This window comes from Amorphus sp. MBR-141, assembly GCF_053628695.1.
The window spans coordinates 113577-131218 of the sequence record NZ_JBRJGW010000018.1 but is presented as its reverse complement, the minus strand read 5'-3'; the positions used below and the strand labels follow the sequence as shown (position 1 = coordinate 131218).

General features: G+C 66.1%; 18 protein-coding genes. 13 read left to right on the top strand and 5 right to left on the bottom strand.

Annotated elements, in window-relative coordinates; translation table 11 throughout:
* Positions 1 to 129: 129 nt before the first annotated feature.
* Positions 130 to 1452 (bottom strand): tyrosine-type recombinase/integrase, encoded by a 1323-nt coding sequence (locus tag ACSSVZ_RS21315; RefSeq protein ID WP_453972768.1) that lies wholly within the window; start codon positions 1450 to 1452, stop codon positions 130 to 132.
* Between the two features lie 286 nt (positions 1453 to 1738).
* A complete protein-coding gene (locus ACSSVZ_RS21310) occupies positions 1739 to 2293 on the bottom strand; it encodes a TetR/AcrR family transcriptional regulator (RefSeq protein ID WP_453972767.1) in 555 nt (184 codons plus the stop codon).
* An 88-nt stretch (positions 2294 to 2381) separates the two neighbouring features.
* Between ACSSVZ_RS21310 and ACSSVZ_RS21305 the strand changes: the two genes are divergently transcribed.
* Entirely contained in the window at positions 2382 to 3395 is a 1014-nt protein-coding gene (locus ACSSVZ_RS21305) for an NADP-dependent oxidoreductase (protein WP_453972766.1), read from the top strand.
* A 146-nt stretch (positions 3396 to 3541) separates the two neighbouring features.
* On the opposite strand, the gene ACSSVZ_RS21300 is transcribed toward ACSSVZ_RS21305, so the two are convergent.
* Positions 3542 to 4270 carry a GntR family transcriptional regulator gene (locus ACSSVZ_RS21300; protein WP_453972765.1) on the bottom strand — a complete coding sequence of 243 codons (729 nt, stop codon included), beginning with the start codon at positions 4268 to 4270 and terminating at the stop codon, positions 3542 to 3544.
* Positions 4271 to 4384: 114 nt separating this feature from the next.
* Between ACSSVZ_RS21300 and ACSSVZ_RS21295 the strand changes: the two genes are divergently transcribed.
* From ACSSVZ_RS21295 to ACSSVZ_RS21270, 6 genes are read left to right on the top strand one after another with little or no spacing between them, the layout of a single operon-like run.
* Complete coding sequence (locus tag ACSSVZ_RS21295) at positions 4385 to 5236, top strand: fumarylacetoacetate hydrolase family protein (protein ID WP_453972764.1); 852 nt, start codon at positions 4385 to 4387, stop codon at positions 5234 to 5236.
* Positions 5237 to 5268: 32 nt separating this feature from the next.
* Entirely contained in the window at positions 5269 to 6915 is a 1647-nt protein-coding gene (locus ACSSVZ_RS21290; RefSeq protein ID WP_453972763.1) for an FAD-dependent monooxygenase, read from the top strand.
* Positions 6916 to 6938: 23 nt separating this feature from the next.
* Positions 6939 to 7967 (top strand): TRAP transporter substrate-binding protein, encoded by a 1029-nt coding sequence (locus ACSSVZ_RS21285; RefSeq protein WP_453972762.1) that lies wholly within the window; start codon positions 6939 to 6941, stop codon positions 7965 to 7967.
* 3 nt (positions 7968 to 7970) lie between these two features.
* On the top strand, positions 7971 to 8462 hold the full coding sequence (locus ACSSVZ_RS21280; protein WP_453972761.1) for a TRAP transporter small permease: 492 nt from the start codon (positions 7971 to 7973) through the stop codon (positions 8460 to 8462).
* Positions 8459 to 9766 carry a TRAP transporter large permease gene (locus ACSSVZ_RS21275; RefSeq protein WP_453972760.1) on the top strand — a complete coding sequence of 436 codons (1308 nt, stop codon included), beginning with the start codon at positions 8459 to 8461 and terminating at the stop codon, positions 9764 to 9766. The genes ACSSVZ_RS21280 and ACSSVZ_RS21275 overlap by 4 nt, the downstream gene beginning before the upstream one ends.
* A 20-nt stretch (positions 9767 to 9786) precedes the next feature.
* The gene (locus ACSSVZ_RS21270) at positions 9787 to 10680 is read left to right on the top strand and encodes a VOC family protein (RefSeq protein ID WP_453972759.1); all 894 of its coding nucleotides are present in this window, start codon (positions 9787 to 9789) and stop codon (positions 10678 to 10680) included.
* Positions 10681 to 10740: 60 nt separating this feature from the next.
* Here the strand turns inward: ACSSVZ_RS21270 and ACSSVZ_RS21265 are convergent, their stop codons facing one another.
* A complete protein-coding gene (locus ACSSVZ_RS21265; RefSeq protein ID WP_453972758.1) occupies positions 10741 to 11292 on the bottom strand; it encodes a zincin-like metallopeptidase domain-containing protein in 552 nt (183 codons plus the stop codon).
* A gap of 91 nt (positions 11293 to 11383) precedes the next feature.
* Here ACSSVZ_RS21265 and ACSSVZ_RS21260 point away from each other — a divergent pair, with 91 nt between their 5' ends.
* The 6 genes from ACSSVZ_RS21260 to ACSSVZ_RS21235 are packed head-to-tail and all read left to right on the top strand — an operon-like array spanning position 11384 to position 16495.
* The gene (locus ACSSVZ_RS21260) at positions 11384 to 12358 is read left to right on the top strand and encodes a Bug family tripartite tricarboxylate transporter substrate binding protein (protein ID WP_453972757.1); all 975 of its coding nucleotides are present in this window, start codon (positions 11384 to 11386) and stop codon (positions 12356 to 12358) included.
* Positions 12359 to 12378: 20 nt separating this feature from the next.
* Positions 12379 to 12969, top strand: coding sequence for an amino acid synthesis family protein (locus ACSSVZ_RS21255; protein ID WP_453972756.1), 591 nt, complete (start codon positions 12379 to 12381; stop codon positions 12967 to 12969).
* A gap of 15 nt (positions 12970 to 12984) precedes the next feature.
* Positions 12985 to 13836, top strand: a complete 852-nt coding sequence (locus ACSSVZ_RS21250; protein WP_453972755.1) for an alpha/beta fold hydrolase — start codon at positions 12985 to 12987, stop codon at positions 13834 to 13836.
* A 20-nt stretch (positions 13837 to 13856) separates the two neighbouring features.
* Positions 13857 to 14543, top strand: coding sequence for a GntR family transcriptional regulator (locus ACSSVZ_RS21245; RefSeq protein ID WP_453972754.1), 687 nt, complete (start codon positions 13857 to 13859; stop codon positions 14541 to 14543).
* 25 nt (positions 14544 to 14568) lie between these two features.
* The gene (locus tag ACSSVZ_RS21240; RefSeq protein ID WP_453972753.1) at positions 14569 to 15009 is read left to right on the top strand and encodes a tripartite tricarboxylate transporter TctB family protein; all 441 of its coding nucleotides are present in this window, start codon (positions 14569 to 14571) and stop codon (positions 15007 to 15009) included.
* 4 nt (positions 15010 to 15013) lie between these two features.
* On the top strand, positions 15014 to 16495 hold the full coding sequence (locus tag ACSSVZ_RS21235) for a tripartite tricarboxylate transporter permease (protein WP_453972752.1): 1482 nt from the start codon (positions 15014 to 15016) through the stop codon (positions 16493 to 16495).
* Positions 16496 to 16660: 165 nt separating this feature from the next.
* Here the strand turns inward: ACSSVZ_RS21235 and ACSSVZ_RS21230 are convergent, their stop codons facing one another.
* Positions 16661 to 17632, bottom strand: coding sequence for a D-2-hydroxyacid dehydrogenase family protein (locus tag ACSSVZ_RS21230; RefSeq protein ID WP_453972751.1), 972 nt, complete (start codon positions 17630 to 17632; stop codon positions 16661 to 16663).
* Positions 17633 to 17642: the final 10 nt, after the last annotated feature.

Below are 17642 nucleotides of genomic sequence, written 5' to 3'. Positions count from 1 at the left end.
TCCATCGCCAGCCTCCATCAAAGCTGGCTCCCTATGAATCACGCATCACACGCCGACGGAATCCCGAAAATCACACTTCTGCCAAAGTAGTGCTAGGCCGACGGTTGCGGCTGCTCGAGTACTGCCCATCTAAAGCGTTGGCCTCGATTCCGTGAGCATTTGATCGATGGCGCTTTTCCGGGATTGCCGATCCAGCATGTAGGTGTTGCGCCTGAACTCGGCGCCTTCGAGCAGGGCCTTCACGTAGCCAGACACGTTGTCCGCGGCCATAATAAGCGTGGAGTCGAGCGTGTGAACATATTTGCTCGTCACCGATCCCTTCGCGTGGCCGATCAGAGCGGCGATCGTGATCTCGGTGAAGCCCAGGTCATTTGCAATGCTCGCGAAGCTGTGCCGCAGTACGTGAGGCGTCACGTCCCACAGTGGCGTGTCCTTGAACAGCTTCTTCCAACTCTGCGGGAAGTTGCCGACCGCATTGTCGATGCCCTGGCCGGGAAAGACGTACGTTCCGGTTCTGTGCGGTCGTTCCTTCTCCAGATATTCCACGACCGGAAGGCCGACCGGGCGAACCGAGGAGCCTTCCTTGCTATCGACCAGTCGCAGGCAGCTACCTTCAAGATCGACCTCACTCCATTTGAGGTTGACGATTTCTCCGCGCCGGCAGCCGGTCAGCGTAATCAGCCTGAGGATCTCGGCGTGTATCCTGTAGCGGTCGCTTTGCTGAGCCTGACGAAGGATGTCTCCCAAAGTACGGTACTCAGCTTCGCTGAGGCGACGGTCGCGAACCTGGTATTTCGGTTTGCGGAGACCGTGCGTCGGATTGTGCTCGATCACCCCAGCCTCGACTGCGTATGAGAAGATGCCGCCCAGGAGGCCCATCGTCCGGATCGCGGTGCCGCGGCCGCCGCGGACGATGGCCTTGCCGCGGAGCTTTTCGGTCTTCATGGTCACGCGTGTCTTGCCGGCGATGATGTCCTTCATCAGGTTGTTCATGTCCGGCTTGGTGATGTCCCGCACGCGTCGCGTCCCGAGAAGGGGAATGATGTGCCTGCGGATACGGCCGACATCGGTGGCGATGGTGGTGTCCTTCTTCGGTCTGCCGCCTTTGCCAAGGATGAGGCCGGCTTCCATGTCGGCGATGTACTGCTCGCACAGTTGCTTGATGGTCAGCGCCTTACGGTCTTCCTCTCGCTCTTCAGCGGGATCGCCGCCATGGGCGACCTGTCCGAGCAGGGCCTTCGCTTCGCGGCGCGCAGTCTCCGGGGTCCAGACACCATGAAGGCCGATCGTGTAGCGACGCGAGCGGCCACGGGATCGGTACTGGACGATGTAGCTGCGCTTGCCGGAGGGATAGACGCGAAGACCAAAGCCTGGCAATTCGTCGTCCCAGACGACGTGACCTTTGCTCTGCGGCTCGACGGCCTCTACAAACCGTTTGGTCAGTTTGGTCATGCTCCCGTCCCTCGGAAGCCCCGATTTCGAGTAAGCACCACGCAAGCACACGGGCGGAAATCAAGGCGTATTCACGGATAGAGACTTCGGAGCTCCGATTCTGAAAATCAATCAATTTCAGATAGTTAGCGTGCTCTGGCGTGCCCTATCGTGCAATTCGGATAGGTCCTTAGACCAGCTCCGAAGGCAGAGGTCACAGGTTCGAATCCTGTCGGGTGCACCATTTTCTGCCGATCCCCCGATACATCCGCGTCATCAGAGACAATCTCGAGCATCGGTTCGCCGGCTACCCATGCTGTCTGGTGAGGATTGCGCTCACCACGAGATCGAACAGGTGGTCCGCGCGCGGAACAAGCGGAGGCTGGTCGGCTAGCCACGCCAGGGCGCTGATCAGCGCAAACAGATCATTGCCGTCCATGTCGGTTCGCGCGACCCCTTCCGCTTGAGCGCGGCGAAGCAACCGCTCCCCCGCGGTCCGCAATCCGGTGCAGGAGCCATGAAGTGCGGACTCTTCGTCTGAAATCGCAGCCACCATCAAGGCGATGGCGCCGCTATAGTCGTGCGTCATCGCGACGGCCTCTTTCAGCCATGTCTCAAGGGCGCTACCGGCGTCATCCCGTCGTTCAAGCTCGTTCGCTCTTTGCGCCAACGCGTCGAAATTGGTGCGCAGCAAGGCTTCAAGAAGCGCCTCGCGCGTCGGGAAATGGCGGTACAGAGTGCCAAGCCCGACCTCCGCCTGGCGCGCCAAATCGCGAAGCGAAGCGTCGGCGCCTTCCTCCGCCACAACGCGGCGCGCAACGGCAAGAAGCCGGTCGTAGTTCTTTTTAGCGTCGGCTCGCATGCTCTCCCCTTGACAATCGGAGCGATGCTCCATTTATGTGGAGCACTGCTCGACTTTCAGCAGCATAGCTCCGGTAGGGGAATAAACAATGCCAGAAATGGTGATGAAGGCCGTTCGCCAGCATGAGTTCGGCGGTCCCGAGGTGCTCATTTACGAGGATGCACCGATGCCGGAGCTGAAAGCGGGCGAGGTGCTCGTTCGCGTTCACGCCATCGGCATCAATCCTCCCGACTGGTACCTGCGTGACGGATACAGGTCGCTCCCGCCCGAATGGCGGCCGGAAGGCAATTTCCCTCTCATTCTGGGGACGGACGTGTCCGGAGTCGTCGAAGCGTTGGCTGGCGACGTCAAGGATTTCAGGGTCGGTGACGAGGTTTACTCCATGGTTCGCTTCTTCAGCATCGGCGAGAGCAGGGGGTATGCTGAATACGTCAGCGTGCCAGCGGCGGATCTCGCCCTCAAACCAAAGAACATCGATCACGTGCACGCCGCCGGAGCGCCGATGTCGCTGCTCACCGCATGGCAGTTCATGGTCGAGGTGGGGCATGAAGAACCGAACCCGCTGCAGCCGCACAAGCACGTGCCGGTGCCGCTCGAGGGCAAGACCGTTCTCGTCAATGGGGCTGCGGGCGGCGTGGGCCATCTTGCCGTTCAGGTGGCCAAAGTGAAGGGCGCTCGCGTGATCGGGGTGGCCTCCGGGAGGCACGAGTCACTGCTGCGCGACCTGGGCGCTGATGAGTTCATCGACTACGCCAAGACCTCTCCGGAGGAAGCCGGGAAGGACATTGACCTTGTCATCGACACCGTCGGAGGCCCAACGACCGGCCGTTTCCTGCGCGCATTGAAACCTGGCGGCGCGTTGTTTCCCGTATATCCGCTCGGCTTCGACGGCGCCGAGGAAGCCGAAAAGCAGGGCTTCAAGGTTTCAACCGTTCAGGTGCGGTCAAGTGGGACTCAGCTAGCCGAAGTCGGGCGTTTGCTCGACGATGGATCGATCCGCGTTGTGGTGGATGGCACCTATCCCCTTGCGGACGCTCGAAAGGCGCATGAGCGCGCGGAAAACGGACACATCCAGGGAAAAATCGTCCTCACCGTCCGGTGAGACTTCGACAATGCCGGCGTGGTCTCGCAGGGGACCGGAGCATGCGATGACGGTCATCATCGGGATATGGAAGAACATGCGGCCTACCTGACGGCGGCAGACAACAGGCGTTCCGGCAATCCCGAGAGCAGCAGCCCGGTGTCTGCTCAGGAGCCACCGAACACGCCGGCCTGTCTTTTGCGTGTCCGTTCCGCATCCGCGAACAGGATCTTCGATCCGAGCAAGATCTCGGTTGTCGCGCGTAGGTGGTCGGCCATGGCCTGTGTTGCGGCGTCCGCATCACGGTCCAGCGCCGCCGCGGCAATCGCCCGGTGCTCGGCCGGGATGTCGCGATCGGTTTCCGCGAACGGCCCCGACAGCCGCCGGTATCGTTCTGACTGGATGTAGAGCTGGCGGCGCAGGCGCAGCCACCACGAGTTCTCGCACGCCGACGTCAGCTCGTCGTGAAAGACTTGATGGAGCGCATGCCAGCTGCGGGACTCGGGTGTGTCGGTCTGGAGATAGGCGCGGCCCAGCGCCGACAGCTGGTGGCTTGCCGACAGGACGCGCCCCTCCCAGGCCAGATCGCCGTCGCGGATTGCCGAAGCGAGGCACCGACATTCCACGTCGATGCGCACGTCGGTGAGGTCGGTCAGATCCTGGCGTGACACCGGCGCCACCAGAAATCCGCGCTGCGGCTCCGCGACGACCAACCCTTCCGAAGTCAGGCGCGACAGCGCCTCGCGAATGGCACCGGAGCTGGCGGCGAACTCCTTGCGGAGGAAATCGATCCGCAGCTTCTCACCTGGCTGGAAGCGAGCCGACACGATTGCCGCGCGCAGCCGCTCATAGGTCTGCGCCGTCAGGCTCCTGGGTTGTTCCGCTTCGTCGTCCATGTGCCGTTTCTATCGGGTGCCCGCGTCGGAATAAAATGTATTTTATGTTGACCTGTTCTTTTTATGGGCATATGTGCACATAAACACAAGATCCTTGATGGGGGAAACACCGACATGCGGTTCGTGAGCTTCGAGCAGGCGGGCATCCAGGGCCTGGCCATCGAGACGGGGGACGGTTACCGCGGTCGGATCGCGACCGATTCGGCGTTTCCGGGGACGCTGGACGACATCGTCCGCACCGGCGACTTCGCCGCCGCCGCCGATGCATTGAAAGCCGGCGCCTCGGTCGATCCGGACGCGGTGAGCCACGCCGTCCCGTTCGCGCGCGCCGGCAAGATCCTCTGCGTCGGCCTCAACTACGCCGACCACACCGCCGAGAGCGGGATGGACGCGCCCGACTTCCCCACCGTGTTCGTGCGCTTCAACACCGGGCTCGTGCCCCACGGCGCGCCGATGGTCCGGCCGAAGGCCTCCGACGCGTTCGACTACGAGGGTGAGATGGTCGCGGTGATCGGCAAGGCCGGTCGCGCCATTCCGGAAGACCAGGCGCTCGGCCACGTCGCCGGCTATTCGATCTTCAACGACGGCTCCATCCGCGACTACCAGCTGCGCACCACCCAGTGGACCATCGGCAAGAACTTCGACGCCACCGGCGGCTTCGGCCCGGCCTTCGTCACCGCCGACGCCCTGCCCGCCGGCGCGACGGGCCTGAAGCTCGAGACCCGGCTCAACGGCAAGGTGATGCAGAGCGCATCGACGTCGGACCTGATCTTCGACGTGGCCCGGCTGGTGTCGCTGCTCAGCATCGGCATGACGCTCGAGCCGGGTGACCTCATCGTCACCGGAACGCCGGCGGGCGTCGGCTTTGCCCGCAATCCGAAGGTGCTGATGCAGCCGGGCGACGTCTGCGAGATCGAGATCGAGGGCATCGGCGTCCTGCGCAATCCCATCGTCGCGGAGAACTAGAACCGGTCGGACCGCTGTCTGGGGAGGGAGCGATGACACACGAAGCGCAACGCCACGATTGCGACGTTCTGATCGTCGGTGCCGGGCCTGCCGGCCTCGCCCTCGCGACCGAGCTGACGGGCCGCGGCCACACCGTGCGCGTCGTCGAGAAGAACGCCCGCGTCGGCGTGCAGCCGAGGGCGAAGACGACCAACGTCCGCACGATGACGCAGATGCGGCGCTGGGGCCTCGCGCCGGAGGTGCGCAGCCGCTCGCCGCTGTCGGCCGATTTTCCCCGCCGCGTCGCCTTCTCCACCGGCCTGTTCGGCCACGAGATCCACGCCTTCGAGAACGCCTTCTGCGCCACCCCGAAGCGCGACGACCGGTTTCCGGAAAACGCCGAGTTCATCCCCCAGTACGTGGTCGAGGGCATCCTGCTCGACCACGTGCAGTCGCAATCGCTGGCGCAGGTGGAGTTCGGCGCCCGGCTCGCCTCCTTCGAGCAGGACGCCCACGGCGTCACGGCCTCGGTCGCCGGCGCGGACGGAACCCGCCAGGCCATCCGGGCGCGCTATCTGGTCGGCGCCGACGGCGGACGCAGCACGGTGCGCGAGGCCCTCGGCATCGCCATGCAGGGCCAGCGCAACCTCGTCTCCTTCATCACGCTGATCCTGCGCATTCCGGGGCTGGAGGCCGACCCCGGCCTGAAGGGCGCGCTGTTTCATTGGGTCGTGAACCCCGACGCGCCGTGCATCATCGGGCCGATGGACCGCAACGACACCTGGTTCTGGGCGATGGCGATCCCGATCGGCGCGCCGACCGACGACGCGACGCTGCTGGGCCACGTGCGCGCGGCCATCCAGAAGGACTTCCCGCTGGAGATCCTGGCGCGCGACGAGTGGACCGTTCACCGGCTCATCGCCGACCGCTACCGCGACGGCCGCGTCTTCCTCGCCGGCGACGCCTGCCACCTCCACTCGCCGTTCGGAGGGCATGGGATGAATCTCGGCATCGGCGACGCGGTGGACCTCGGCTGGAAGCTCGCCGCGAGACTGGAAGGCTGGGGATCCGACGCGCTTCTCGACAGCTACGAGCATGAGCGCAAGCCGGTCCACGAGAAGGTTCTCGAAACCTCCACGGAGAATGTCGCGGCGCTCAGCGATCACTTCAGCGGGCCGAACCTGGCCGACGCGGGCCCCGAAGGCGAGGCAGCGCGCCGCTCCGCCGCGGCCGCCGTGGAAAGGATCAAGCGACCGGAGTTCGTGTCGCTGGGCGTCGTGCTCGGCTACCGCTACGAGGGCTCGCCGGTCGTGGCCGAAGAGGCCGGCGCCGCGCCGCCCTTTTCCGTCACCGACTATCTCCCGACCGCCCGGCCGGGCGCGCTCGCGCTGCACGCCTGGCTCGCCGACGGCCGATCGATCTACGACGCGTTCGGGGCCGGCTTCACGCTGCTGCGGCTCGCCGGACACGACGCGGCCCTCGAGCGCTCCCTTGCGGCCGAGGCCGCCGCGGCCGGGCTGCCGCTCACCGTCGCCGACCTCTCCGACGAAGGCCTTGGCGACCTCTACGGCGCCGCCTACGCGCTCGTCCGACCGGACCAGCACGTGGCCTGGCGCGGCGACCAGATCCCGGATCCGCGAGAGCTGATCGACCGCGTCCGAGGCGCGGTCGCAATCAACAAGACACGCCTTTCGGCGTGAAAATCACCTGGGGAGGAAACACCATGTCACTGTCCCGACGGACCTTTCTGGCCACCGCATCCGCATGCCTGGCGCTGCCGGCGATCGCCCGGGCGCAGACGACCCATCAGCTGAAGCTGTCGCACTATCTGCCGCCGCAGCACCAGATCAACGCCGAGCTCAACCGCTGGGCCGACGAACTGCGCGAGACGACAGGCGGCAGCCTGGACATCCAGGTGTTTCCGGCCGGCCAGATGGGCCCGCCGCCGCGCCAGTACGATCTGGCCCGCACCGGCGTCGCCGATCTCGCCTTCGTCTACATCGCGCTGTCGCCGGGCCGGTTCCCGCGCACGGACGCGCTGTCGCTGCCGTTCCTGTTCGCCGATGACGCGGGCGTTCCGGTCAGCACCGCCGATGCCTCCTGGATCGCCACGTCGATGAAGGACATGCTCCAGCCTGAATATGCGGGCACCGAGATCCTCTATGACGTGGTGTCGACGTCCCTCGGCTTCTTCATGAAGGACCGGCTGATCGAGACGCCGGCCGACATGAAGGGCCTGCGGATCCGGCCGACGAGCGCCATCGTGTCCAGTCAGCTGGAGGCCCTCGGCGCATCTCCCGCCACCATCGCGCCGGCCGAACTGGCCGACGCCATCGCCAAGGGCGTCGTCGACGGCGCCGTCTTCAACTTCGAGGGCGGCAAGGCATTCCAGCTGCAGCAGTCGGTCACCAAGGTGAGCCAGCTCGCCAGTTCGGTCGGGTTCTTCTCGCTGGTGATGAACCAGAACGCCCTCGACGGGCTGCCGGCCGAGATGCGCAAGGTCATTCACGACAGCACCGGTCCGGAAGCCGGGCGCCGCGTCGGCGCGCTCTATGACAAGGCCGAGGCCGCCGGCCGGCAGTTCATGGTCGAAAAGGGCGTCGAGATCATCGAGCTCACCGGCGACAGGAAGACCCCGTTCGCCGAGAAGCTGAAGCCGGTGGCCGACCGGCAGATCGCCGATCTGGAGGCCAAGGGCATCGACGTCGATGCGATCGTCGCCCGGGTGAACCAACTCAAGGCGGAGCTCTGAGCGATGCTTGATCGCGCCCTGGCCGGACTCGCCCGGCTGTGCACCGGCCTGGGCGCGGTCTCGCTGCTCGTCATGATGCTGGCCACCGACTACGACATTGTGGCCCGTTGGGCTGCCAACCGGCCGCTGCACGGCGTGGTCGAGATCGTCGAGATCATGGTGCTGGCAACCGCCATGCTCGGCCTGCCCGAGGCATTCCTCCGCAGCGAGCAGATCCAGGTGGATCTCTTCGACACCGTCCTGCCGGCCGGCATCCTGCGGGGGGTGAAGGTGATCGCCCTCCTGCTGACGATCGTGTTTCTCGCGCTCCTCTGCCGCAACGTGACGGCTCCGATGATGGATGCCCGCACGTTCGGCGACATGAAGCCGGATCTCGGCATGCCCGTGTGGCCGCTCTACGCGCTGATCCTGTTCTCGTTCGCGGCGTCGGTGCTCGCCTGCGCGGGCGCGATCGCCCGGCTCGCCGGCGGCGGGCATCCGGAGGCGCGGACATGACGCCGCTCGTCCTCGCGTGCGCCGGCATTGCCGTCCTTGTGCTGCTGATCCTGGCGCGCGTGCCCGTCGCTGTCGCCCTGGGCCTCGTCGGCTTCTTCGGCTACGCCGCCACCGACGGCTTCATGCGCGCCAATCTCATGCTCGGGGCGCTGCCCATCGAGATGGCCTCGGCCTACACCTTCTCCGTCGTGCCGCTCTTCACGCTGATGGGCGCCGTCGCTGCCGTCTCCGGGCTGTCGGCGGATCTCTTCCGGGCCAGCCACGTGGCCCTGCGGGGCGCGCGCGGCTCGCTGTCGATCGCCTCCATCTTTGCTTCGGCGCTGTTCGGCGCGGTCTGCGGATCGTCGGTCGCGACCGCGCTCACCATGAGCAAGGTGTCGATCCCGCAGATGTTGGCGGCCGGCTACAGGCCCTCTCTCGCGGCCGGCTCGGTCGCCGCCGGCGGCACCCTCGGCATCCTGATTCCGCCGTCGCTCATCCTGATGATCTACGCCATCATCGCCCAGCAGTCGGTCGCCGAGCTGTTCGCCGCCGCGCTGGTTCCCGGCCTGATCCTCACCGGGCTCTACTGCTGCGTGGCCCTCTTCCTCAGCCGGCGCATGGCATCCGGCGTCGAAATGGGCGGCGGACCGGCCGGCGAGCGCGAACCGGCGGTCCGGACGCTCGGGCGCATCTGGCACGTCGTGCTCCTCTTCGCCATCACGCTCGGCGGCATCTACACGGGCTTTTTCACGCCCACCGAGGCTGCCGCCGTCGGAGCGCTCGGGGCGCTGGTGCTGGGCTTATCGACCGGTCGCCTGTCGATCGGCGGCGCGACGACATCCTTCCTGGAGACCGTGCGGCTCGTCGCCAGCGTCATCTTCATCGTGATGGCGTCGACGATGTTCTCCTACTTCATCGTCCAGACCGGCCTTTCCACCACGATCGCCGACGGCATGTCCGAGGCGGGCCTCGGCGCCACCGCGGTGATCATCGTGCTGTGCGCGATCTACATCCTGATGGGGTGCTTTCTCGAAGGCATCGCGATGATCCTCATCACCGTGCCGATCACGCTGCCTCTGGTGCTGTCGTTCGGTTACGACCCGATCTGGTTCGGCATCCTGCTCGTCATCCTGATCGAGATCGGCCTCATCACCCCGCCGGTGGGCATGAACCTGTTCGTCATCAAGGCCGTCTCGCCCGGGCTTTCGATCACCGACATCTACCGCGGCTCGCTGCCGTTCCTGGCCGCGCCGATGGTTCTCATCGCTCTCATGATCGCCTGGCCGGGGCTGGTGCTCTGGTTGCCGTCGATGCTGCAATAACGCGTACGGAGGAAACCGCCGTGACCTATCTCGTCAAGCAAATCGGATACGTCCACCTGGGCGTTCCGGACCCGGCCGAAAACGCCGCCGATCTCACCGACATCGTTGGGCTGCGCGTCACCGGAACCGACGACGGCACCGTCTACATGTCGTCGAACACCCGCCAGTTCGAGATGGTGTACTCGCGCACCGACGCGCCCTGCATGATCTCCATGGGCATGGAAGCCGTCTCGCTGGAGGCGATCGACGAGGTGAAGCGCCGCGCCCTCTCCGACGGCCTGGAGATCGTGTCCGACACGCCGACCCTTCCCGGCATCGAGCGGGCGGTGACGTTCGTCATGCCCGGCGGCGCCCGGATGGAAGTGCACGCACCCGTGGCCCGCAGCGCGTCGGCCTATCATGCGATGCCCGGCGCGCGGCCCCGCCGGCTGGAGCACGTGAACCTCTTCGTGCCCGACACGGCCGAGACCGCCGATTGCATCACCGACATCCTCGGCATGAAGCTCTCCGACCAGACCGATGGCGGCGCGCTGCGCTGGTTCCGCGCCGAGGACGGCTATCACCATTCGCTGGCGCTGGGTCCCGGCGAAGGCCGGCTCCACCACTACGCCTTCGATCTGAAGAGCCAGGAAGAGCTGGCGCGCCTCGCCGACACGCTCGTCGCCAGGGAGCGGACCCTGTTCTGGGGGCCCGGGCGTCACGGGGCCGGCGGCAACATCTTCACCTACTACATCGACCCGGTCGGCTGCATCGTGGAGAACTCGGTCGAGATGGACCGCATCGACCACGACCTGGCGTACGAGCCGCGGATCTGGGATATGAGCCAGGGCATGGGCGGACGCTGGATCAACACCTGGGGCACGCCGCCGCCGGAGAACTTCCTCGAGCCCGGCGTGCGCTTCCAGTCTCGCTAGCAGGGCGTCGGCCTGACACGTACCTGCTCCCCCGGCGGAACTGATCGGGCATGACGCAATTCAGCTCGTCACGCCGGTCACGCGGCGGGCGTTGGCTGCCGTCAGCCGGATGATGCAGCCGGCGCCGCCCGCCCGGCGGCTCGGTTCCCCGGCGACCTGTTCGATGGCCGCATACGCCTCGCCTGAAGCGGCGCCGTCCTCGCCGAGGCCGTGCAGGAATTGCACGGCCTGTTGGGCATTGGAGGCTGCGGTGAAGATGGCGGGGGTGTCGTTCTTCAGGATCTTGAGCCAGGTCGCGGCGTAAGGCGCGTGGTCGGGACGGAACTCCAGGCCGATGCCGAGGTCTGCGCAGAGGAAGGCGGCCCCGAGCTCGGCGACGAGTTCCTCGGCGGCAAAGGCCTCGCTGCCGAAGCGGGTCTTGAGGACCCGGTCCAGGCACTGTGGGACTCCACTCCAGTGAACCAGCTCGTGGCTGAGCGTGGATAGCAGGTCTCGGCGGACGTGCTGATGGCACTGCCGTGGAAGACCTGCTTCGGCGGCCTCTGAAAGGCCGAGACCTTCGCCGCCGCCACCGATGCCGATATCCCTCACGGAGGTGAGGCCGCCTTCCACCGACCTGCGCTCCCAGGCAGCCAAATCGACTGTTGAATCCCAAAACGTATGATGCAATCATAATACAATCTTGTATTATATGGAGGGGATCATGAACCGTCGTCATTTTCTGGTCGCTGCGAGCTATGTCGCGGCAACGTTGGGGCTGGCCGCGCCAGTCCTGGCCCAAGGATATCCCGACCACCCGGTCACGCTGGTCGTTCCGTTCTCTCCAGGGGGAGGCACGGACCTGCTGGCTCGGCTGGTCTCCACCAAACTGGAAGCCGCGCTCGGCGCGCCGGTTGTCGTCGACAACCGTCCCGGGGCGAGCGGTGCCGTTGCCGGCGCCTACGTGAAGACGCAGCCCGCCGACGGATACACGCTGCTGTTCGGAACCTCGTCGACCAACGCGATCTCGCCTGTCCTGCACGAGGACAAGATGGGCGGGATGCTCACCGGCTTCGATCCCGTCAGCCTGGTCGCCAACAGCGCACTCATTCTCGCGGTCCCGTCCTCGTCGCCGATTGCCGACCTCAAGAGCTATGTGGAGGCCTCGAAAGAGCGGCCGCTGACCTACGGCACCTTCGGCGTCGGCTCGACGCCGCACCTTCTGGGCACGCTGTTCGCCTCCGAATCGGGCGCGGACCTGATCCATGTCCCCTACAAGGGCTCGGCCCCCGCCGTCGCCGATGTGACCGGCGGCCATATCGACAGCGCCTTCCTGACGGTGACAGCCCTCACCGCCGCGCTCGAGGACGAGGCCATGCGCGGCCTGGCGGTGGCCGCGCCCGCGCGCCTGGCGCAGTTCCCCGACATTCCGACGTTCGAAGAGCTTGGCTACGAGGGGCTCGACGACGCCGGCTGGTTCGCGATCTTCGCCCCCGCGGGCGTTCCGGCGGATATCCGCGCCCAGATTTCCAAGGCGGTCCGGTCTGTCCTCGACGAGCCCAAGGCCCAGGAAGAATTCGCCAAGCTCGGCGTTGCGGCGCAGGGCTCCACGCCGGAAGAGCTGGAGACGAAGCGCGACGCCTCCGTTGCGCTGGTGAAGCATATCCTGGCCACCACCGATATCGACATTTCCAAGTAAGCTGAAAGGTCTACGGCACGATGCGTCTAGGTAACATTACCGACTACCAGATCCGTCGGTGGTACAGTCAGGAACAGGAAGTCCTGACCAACGAGATCTATCAGTCGGACGAAGGCGCTCCCTTGCGCAAAATCCTGATCGCTGCGGCGATCAGGAATCCCTATGCGGGCCGGTTCAGCGACGATCTGAGTGAGATCGTCGATGGCAGCGACCGGCTGGGAGAGGAGTTTGCCCGGCGCGTCCTCGCCGGCCTCGCCGGTGCGCGGGCCGAAAGCTATGGCAAGGCTTGCGTCGTCGGCAGTGCCGGCGAATACGAGCACGGCAATGCCTTCATCACCGCCCGGTTCGCCACCCCGATCCGGGCGGTTCTTCCGGGCGCAACGGAGTGGATTCCCTCGACCGGCAAGCGCAGCGGCCCAGGCGCCCTGATCGACGTCCCGCTCGCCCATATCGGCGAACTTTATGCACGCGACTACTACGATACGGTGAGCACCTATTTCGACGATGCGCCGAACGCCGACGAGGTCGTGGTGGCGTTCGCCGTCGCGACGCGTGGGCGTATCCACGCGCGCCTCGGCGGGCCTAAGGTCGCGCCGCTCGCGGCCGAATAGAGCGCGGAGGCGGATATGACGGATCGGGAACGCTCCAATTTCGCTCAGCTGAACGGATTGCGGTTCCACTATCTGACCTGGGGCGATCCCGGGCGTCCGATGCTGATCTGTCTGCACGGGCTGCGTAGCTACGGCCGAACCTTCGCCGGGCTCGCGGAGACCCTCGCGGACCGCTTCTACGTCGTGGCGCCCGATCAGCGCGGTCGGGGAGAGACGGACTGGGATCCGGCGCGGAACTACTTCGCCGATCGGTACGCCGCCGACCTGGCGGCGCTCGTCGATCACCTCGGCGTCGAGAAGGTCCATGTTCTTGGTCACTCGATGGGCGGCATCAATGCACTGGCCTATGCACTGACCCATGCCGACCGCTTCGCGTCGCTCATTCTCGAAGACAGTGGGCCGGAGGCCGACGGCAGTGCCGGCATCGAGCGGATCCTGAAGGAGCTTCAGACCACACCGCTTGCCTTCGGCGATCTGGCCGAAGCCCGGGCCTTCTGGCGGTCGATCCGGCCCAACGTCACCGACGCCGCAATCGAATCCCGGGTCGCCCATTCGATGAAGGCCGAGGGTGGCAGGATCGTCTGGCGCCACGACCAGGTCGGGATCGGGGAATGCCGGATCGAACAGGCGAAGGGGCGGCCGAATCCGGACCTCTGGCCAGCGCTCGCCGGGCTGTCCTGTCCGATCCTGGTGCTGCGCGGCGCAACCTCCGACTATCTCGATGCAGCACGGGTGGGGCGGATGTGCGAGGTCAATCCGCACGTCACCGCGCAGGAGATCGAGGGGGCCGGGCACTACGTCCACGACGACAATCCGGTTAGCTTCAACCGGGCGGTCGGTGCATTTCTCGACCGCATCGTCGGGTGAGGGAGCAGAGCAGGAACAGCATGGATACCAAGACCAGCGAGACTGCCCGCGCACGGGGCGCGAGCGTGCGGGATCGCGTCACGCATGCGCTGCGGGCCGACATCATCACGGGCGTGTTCGTGCCCGGTCAGCGCCTGTCCGAGGCCGATCTCTGCTCCCATCTCGACGCCTCGCGCACGCCGGTCCGCGAAGCGCTGCGCCAGCTCGAGGCGGAGCGGCTGGTCGAGATCCGCCCGAACCGCGGTCCGATCGTGGTCAAGCTCGGCTGGAAAGAGGCTGAACGCATCTACGACGTGCGGGAGTTGATCGAGCCGGAAGTGGTCCGCCTGTTTGCCCTCACCGCGACCGGCGAGCGGCTGGAGCGGATGGACGACGCGCTCAGGGAATTCGAGCGGGCCTCGTCCGAGGGGCTGCACCCGGTCCAGCTGATCCTCGCCACCACCGCCTTCTACGAGGTGATGTTCGAGGGCTGCGGGAACGAAATTCTCGCCGACATCCTGCGCGGCCTCCTGGCGCGGGTGAACCTGCTGCGTTCGCGCTCGATGTCCCGGCCCGGCCGTCCGAAAGAGAGCCTGAAGGAGATGCGCGAGATCCTGTCGCGCATCCGCGACGAGGACGTCTCGGGCGCTCAGAAGGCTGCGATCGCGCACATTCGCAATGCCCGCGTCCAGGCCAAGGCCGCGATGCCGGCCTCGTCCGCTCCGTAATCCCGCAACGACACAGAAGCACCCCATGCAGCCGAAGCTCAATCGGGACGCCGTCAGCGGCCTCCTGCTGATTTTGATCGGAGCCGCCGCCACCTATCGCGCGTTGGACTACGGCATCGGCAGCGCGGCGCGGATGGGCTCCGGCTACTTCCCGCTGCTCATCGGCGGGGCGCTGGTCCTGCTCGGCGCCGTCATCGGGATCGGCGGGCTGCGCACGTCAGCGGTGTCGGTTCAGATCCCCTGGCGCGAGCTGGTGCTGATCGCGCTCAGCGTCGCGAGCTTCGCGCTGATCATCGGCCGGTTCGGCCTCTTTCCGGCGCTCGGCGTCTCGGTGCTTTTGGCCTGCCTGGCCGACCGCGGCGGCGGGCTGCGCCGGACGATCGGCATCGTCCTCTTCTCCTGCCTGCTCGTCTGGCTCGTGTTCGTGGTCGGGCTGAATTCCCCCGCGGCCCTGATCAAGGTGTGATCCGATGGAGTTGTTCACGCTCGGCTTCGCGTCGCTGACGCTGACCTCGGTGGTCTACTGCTTCGCCGGGGTCTTCCTCGGCACGCTGATCGGGGTGTTGCCCGGCGTCGGGGCGCTGTCGGCCATCTCCCTGCTGATGCCGGTCTCCTTCTATCTCGATCCGACGACGGCGCTGGTGTTCCTGTCCGGGATCTACTACGGCGCCGAGTATGGCGGCTCGACAGCCTCCATCATGCTCAACCTGCCGGGCACCTCGTCGAACGCCATCACCTGTCTTGACGGCTATCCGATGGCCCAGAACGGGAAGGCCGGGGTGGCGCTGACCGTCACCACCTACGTGTCCTTCTTCGGGGGCACCGTCGGCATCCTGCTCCTGACCTTCCTCTCCCCGCTCATCAGCCGACTGGCGGTAGCGGTTGGCCCGTCAGAATATGCGGCGATATTGCTGCTGAGCATCATCATGGCCGCCACCATCTCCGAAGGCCCGCCGATGAAGGGCATCGCCATGGTGCTCCTCGGCGCCCTGCTCGGCACGGTCGGCATCGACGTCAACAGCGGCGACTTTCGCTTTACCTTCGGCGTGCCCGAACTCTTCGACGGCATCAGCCTGGTGGCTCTGGCGTTGGGCACGTTCGGCGTGGGTGAAATCATCTTCGCGATCGGCGCTCAGAAGGCTCGGGGCCCTATGCCCAAGGTCAGCTGGCGGTCGATGATCCCGAGCAGACCGGAATTCCTGAAGACGCTGCTGCCGATGGTGCGCGGCACCGGGGTCGGAAGCGTGGTGGGTCCGCTGCCGGGGGCCGGACCCACGATCGCCTCGCTCATTGGCTATGCGATCGAAAAGCGTATCAGCCGCACGCCTCATCGGTTCGGGAGGGGGGCGATCGAAGGCATATCGTCACCCGAGGCGGCCAACAACGCGGCCGTGCAGACCGCCTTCATTCCCACCCTGTCGCTCGGCATCCCGGGCAGCCCGACCATGGCGATCATGCTCGGCGCCCTGATGATCCACGGCATCTCGCCCGGGCCCAAGTTCATCTTCGAGCAGCCGGAAATGTTCTGGGGGCTGATCGCCAGCTTCTGGCTCGGCAACATCATCCTGCTGGGCCTGAATCTGCCGCTGGTCGGCATCTGGCTCTGGCTCCTTCGGATACCGTATTCGATGATGTATCCGGTGATCGTGGCTCTTATCTGTGCGGGCGTCTATACGCTCACCAACAGCGCTTTCGCGATCTGGATGGTTCTGGGCTTCGGCTTCGTGGGTTTCCTGTTGAGGCTGTTTCGATATTCGCCGGCACCTCTCCTGATCGGCTTCATTCTCGGGCCGATGCTTGAGGAGAACCTGCGGCGTGCGCTTCTGATTCACCGCGGCAGCTATCTCGAGATGCTCTCGCGTCCCGCCACCCTGGCGCTCATGCTGATCACGCTGGGCGTCCTGCTCTGGGCGGTGCTGAAACGGAATCCGCCGGTCCCAGTGGAGGACTGACACCGCAGTCCCGGAGACAGCAGAAGAGCTGAGCCGATGACGCGTTTATTTGATTCCGGCATTTGACGATGCGGATCACCTCGAGCAGGCGGGCCGCATGCCGTTCGACCTGCCCACCGCCGCGCATTTCCCGGAGCGGCCGATGTGTCGCGGGATCTCGTTGAGTTATTCCCGTCCCTTGAGTATCCGCTTCGGCTCGCCAGCGAGAAATGCTCGGATGTCGTCGACGGCGTCGGAATAGTAGATCGCGTAGGTCTCGCGGGTGACGTAGCCGAGGTGCGGCGTGCAGACGACGGTCGGGAGCGTGCGGAACGGATGGTCCGCATCGAGCGGTTCGGCGTCGAAGACGTCGAGCCCCGCCCCGCCGATCCTGCCGTCCGTCAGTGCGGCGATCAGGGCCGCCTCGTCGACCAGCGGACCGCGCGAGGTGTTGATGATCACCGCGTCGCGCTTCATCAGCGACAGTGCATTGGCGTCGATGATGCCGCGCGTCTCGGGCGTCAGCGTCAGGTGGAGGCTGACCACGTCGCACTCGGGCAGCATGTCGGCGAGCGTCGCGCGGTACTCCACGCCGAGCTCGGCGGAGCGCTCCGGCGTGTTGCTGCGCGACCAGCCGAGCACCCGCATGTCGAAGGCGCGGCCGTAGCCGGCGACCCGGCTGCCGAGCTTGCCCAGCCCGACGACGCCCAGCGTCTTGCCCTTGAGGTCGCTGCCGAGGGTGAGCTGCCACCGGTCGCCGCCGGCGCGGAAGTTCGCCTGCTCCTCGGGGATGTGCCGCATCAGCGCGAGCAGCAGACCCCAGGCGAGCTCGGCGGCGGGGCCGACCGAGCCGCGCGTTCCCGACACGACGATGCCCCGCTCCCGCACGGCGTCCATGTCGATCGCGGCGTTGCCCATGCCGGTCGTCACCAGAAGCTTCAGGTTGGGCAGCCGGGAGAGAAGATCCGCGTCGAACGGGGTGCGCTCGCGCATGGCCACGACGATGGAATAGGGCGCCAGCGCCTCGGCGCGCTCCCCGGCAGGGATCGGGCGGTCGACGAAGTCGACGGCCACCTCCGGCGACAGCGTCGACCAGTTCGCCGCGTCGGCGGCGGCGTTCTGATAGTCGTCCAGGACGGCGCAGCGGTGCACGGCCATCTGTCTCCCT

Excerpts from the sequence above, each read along its gene's own strand:
- ACSSVZ_RS21315 (WP_453972768.1), bottom strand. The coding sequence starts at position 1,452 with ATGACCAAACTGACCAAACGGTTTGTAGAGGCCGTCGAGCCGCAGAGC.
- ACSSVZ_RS21310 (WP_453972767.1), bottom strand. The coding sequence starts at position 2,293 with ATGCGAGCCGACGCTAAAAAGAACTACGACCGGCTTCTTGCCGTTGCG.
- ACSSVZ_RS21305 (WP_453972766.1), top strand. The coding sequence starts at position 2,382 with ATGCCAGAAATGGTGATGAAGGCCGTTCGCCAGCATGAGTTCGGCGGT.
- ACSSVZ_RS21300 (WP_453972765.1), bottom strand. The coding sequence starts at position 4,270 with ATGGACGACGAAGCGGAACAACCCAGGAGCCTGACGGCGCAGACCTAT.
- ACSSVZ_RS21295 (WP_453972764.1), top strand. The coding sequence starts at position 4,385 with ATGCGGTTCGTGAGCTTCGAGCAGGCGGGCATCCAGGGCCTGGCCATC.
- ACSSVZ_RS21290 (WP_453972763.1), top strand. The coding sequence starts at position 5,269 with ATGACACACGAAGCGCAACGCCACGATTGCGACGTTCTGATCGTCGGT.
- ACSSVZ_RS21285 (WP_453972762.1), top strand. The coding sequence starts at position 6,939 with ATGTCACTGTCCCGACGGACCTTTCTGGCCACCGCATCCGCATGCCTG.
- ACSSVZ_RS21280 (WP_453972761.1), top strand. The coding sequence starts at position 7,971 with ATGCTTGATCGCGCCCTGGCCGGACTCGCCCGGCTGTGCACCGGCCTG.
- ACSSVZ_RS21275 (WP_453972760.1), top strand. The coding sequence starts at position 8,459 with ATGACGCCGCTCGTCCTCGCGTGCGCCGGCATTGCCGTCCTTGTGCTG.
- ACSSVZ_RS21260 (WP_453972757.1), top strand. The coding sequence starts at position 11,384 with ATGAACCGTCGTCATTTTCTGGTCGCTGCGAGCTATGTCGCGGCAACG.
- ACSSVZ_RS21255 (WP_453972756.1), top strand. The coding sequence starts at position 12,379 with ATGCGTCTAGGTAACATTACCGACTACCAGATCCGTCGGTGGTACAGT.
- ACSSVZ_RS21250 (WP_453972755.1), top strand. The coding sequence starts at position 12,985 with ATGACGGATCGGGAACGCTCCAATTTCGCTCAGCTGAACGGATTGCGG.
- ACSSVZ_RS21245 (WP_453972754.1), top strand. The coding sequence starts at position 13,857 with ATGGATACCAAGACCAGCGAGACTGCCCGCGCACGGGGCGCGAGCGTG.
- ACSSVZ_RS21240 (WP_453972753.1), top strand. The coding sequence starts at position 14,569 with ATGCAGCCGAAGCTCAATCGGGACGCCGTCAGCGGCCTCCTGCTGATT.
- ACSSVZ_RS21235 (WP_453972752.1), top strand. The coding sequence starts at position 15,014 with ATGGAGTTGTTCACGCTCGGCTTCGCGTCGCTGACGCTGACCTCGGTG.
- ACSSVZ_RS21230 (WP_453972751.1), bottom strand. The coding sequence starts at position 17,632 with ATGGCCGTGCACCGCTGCGCCGTCCTGGACGACTATCAGAACGCCGCC.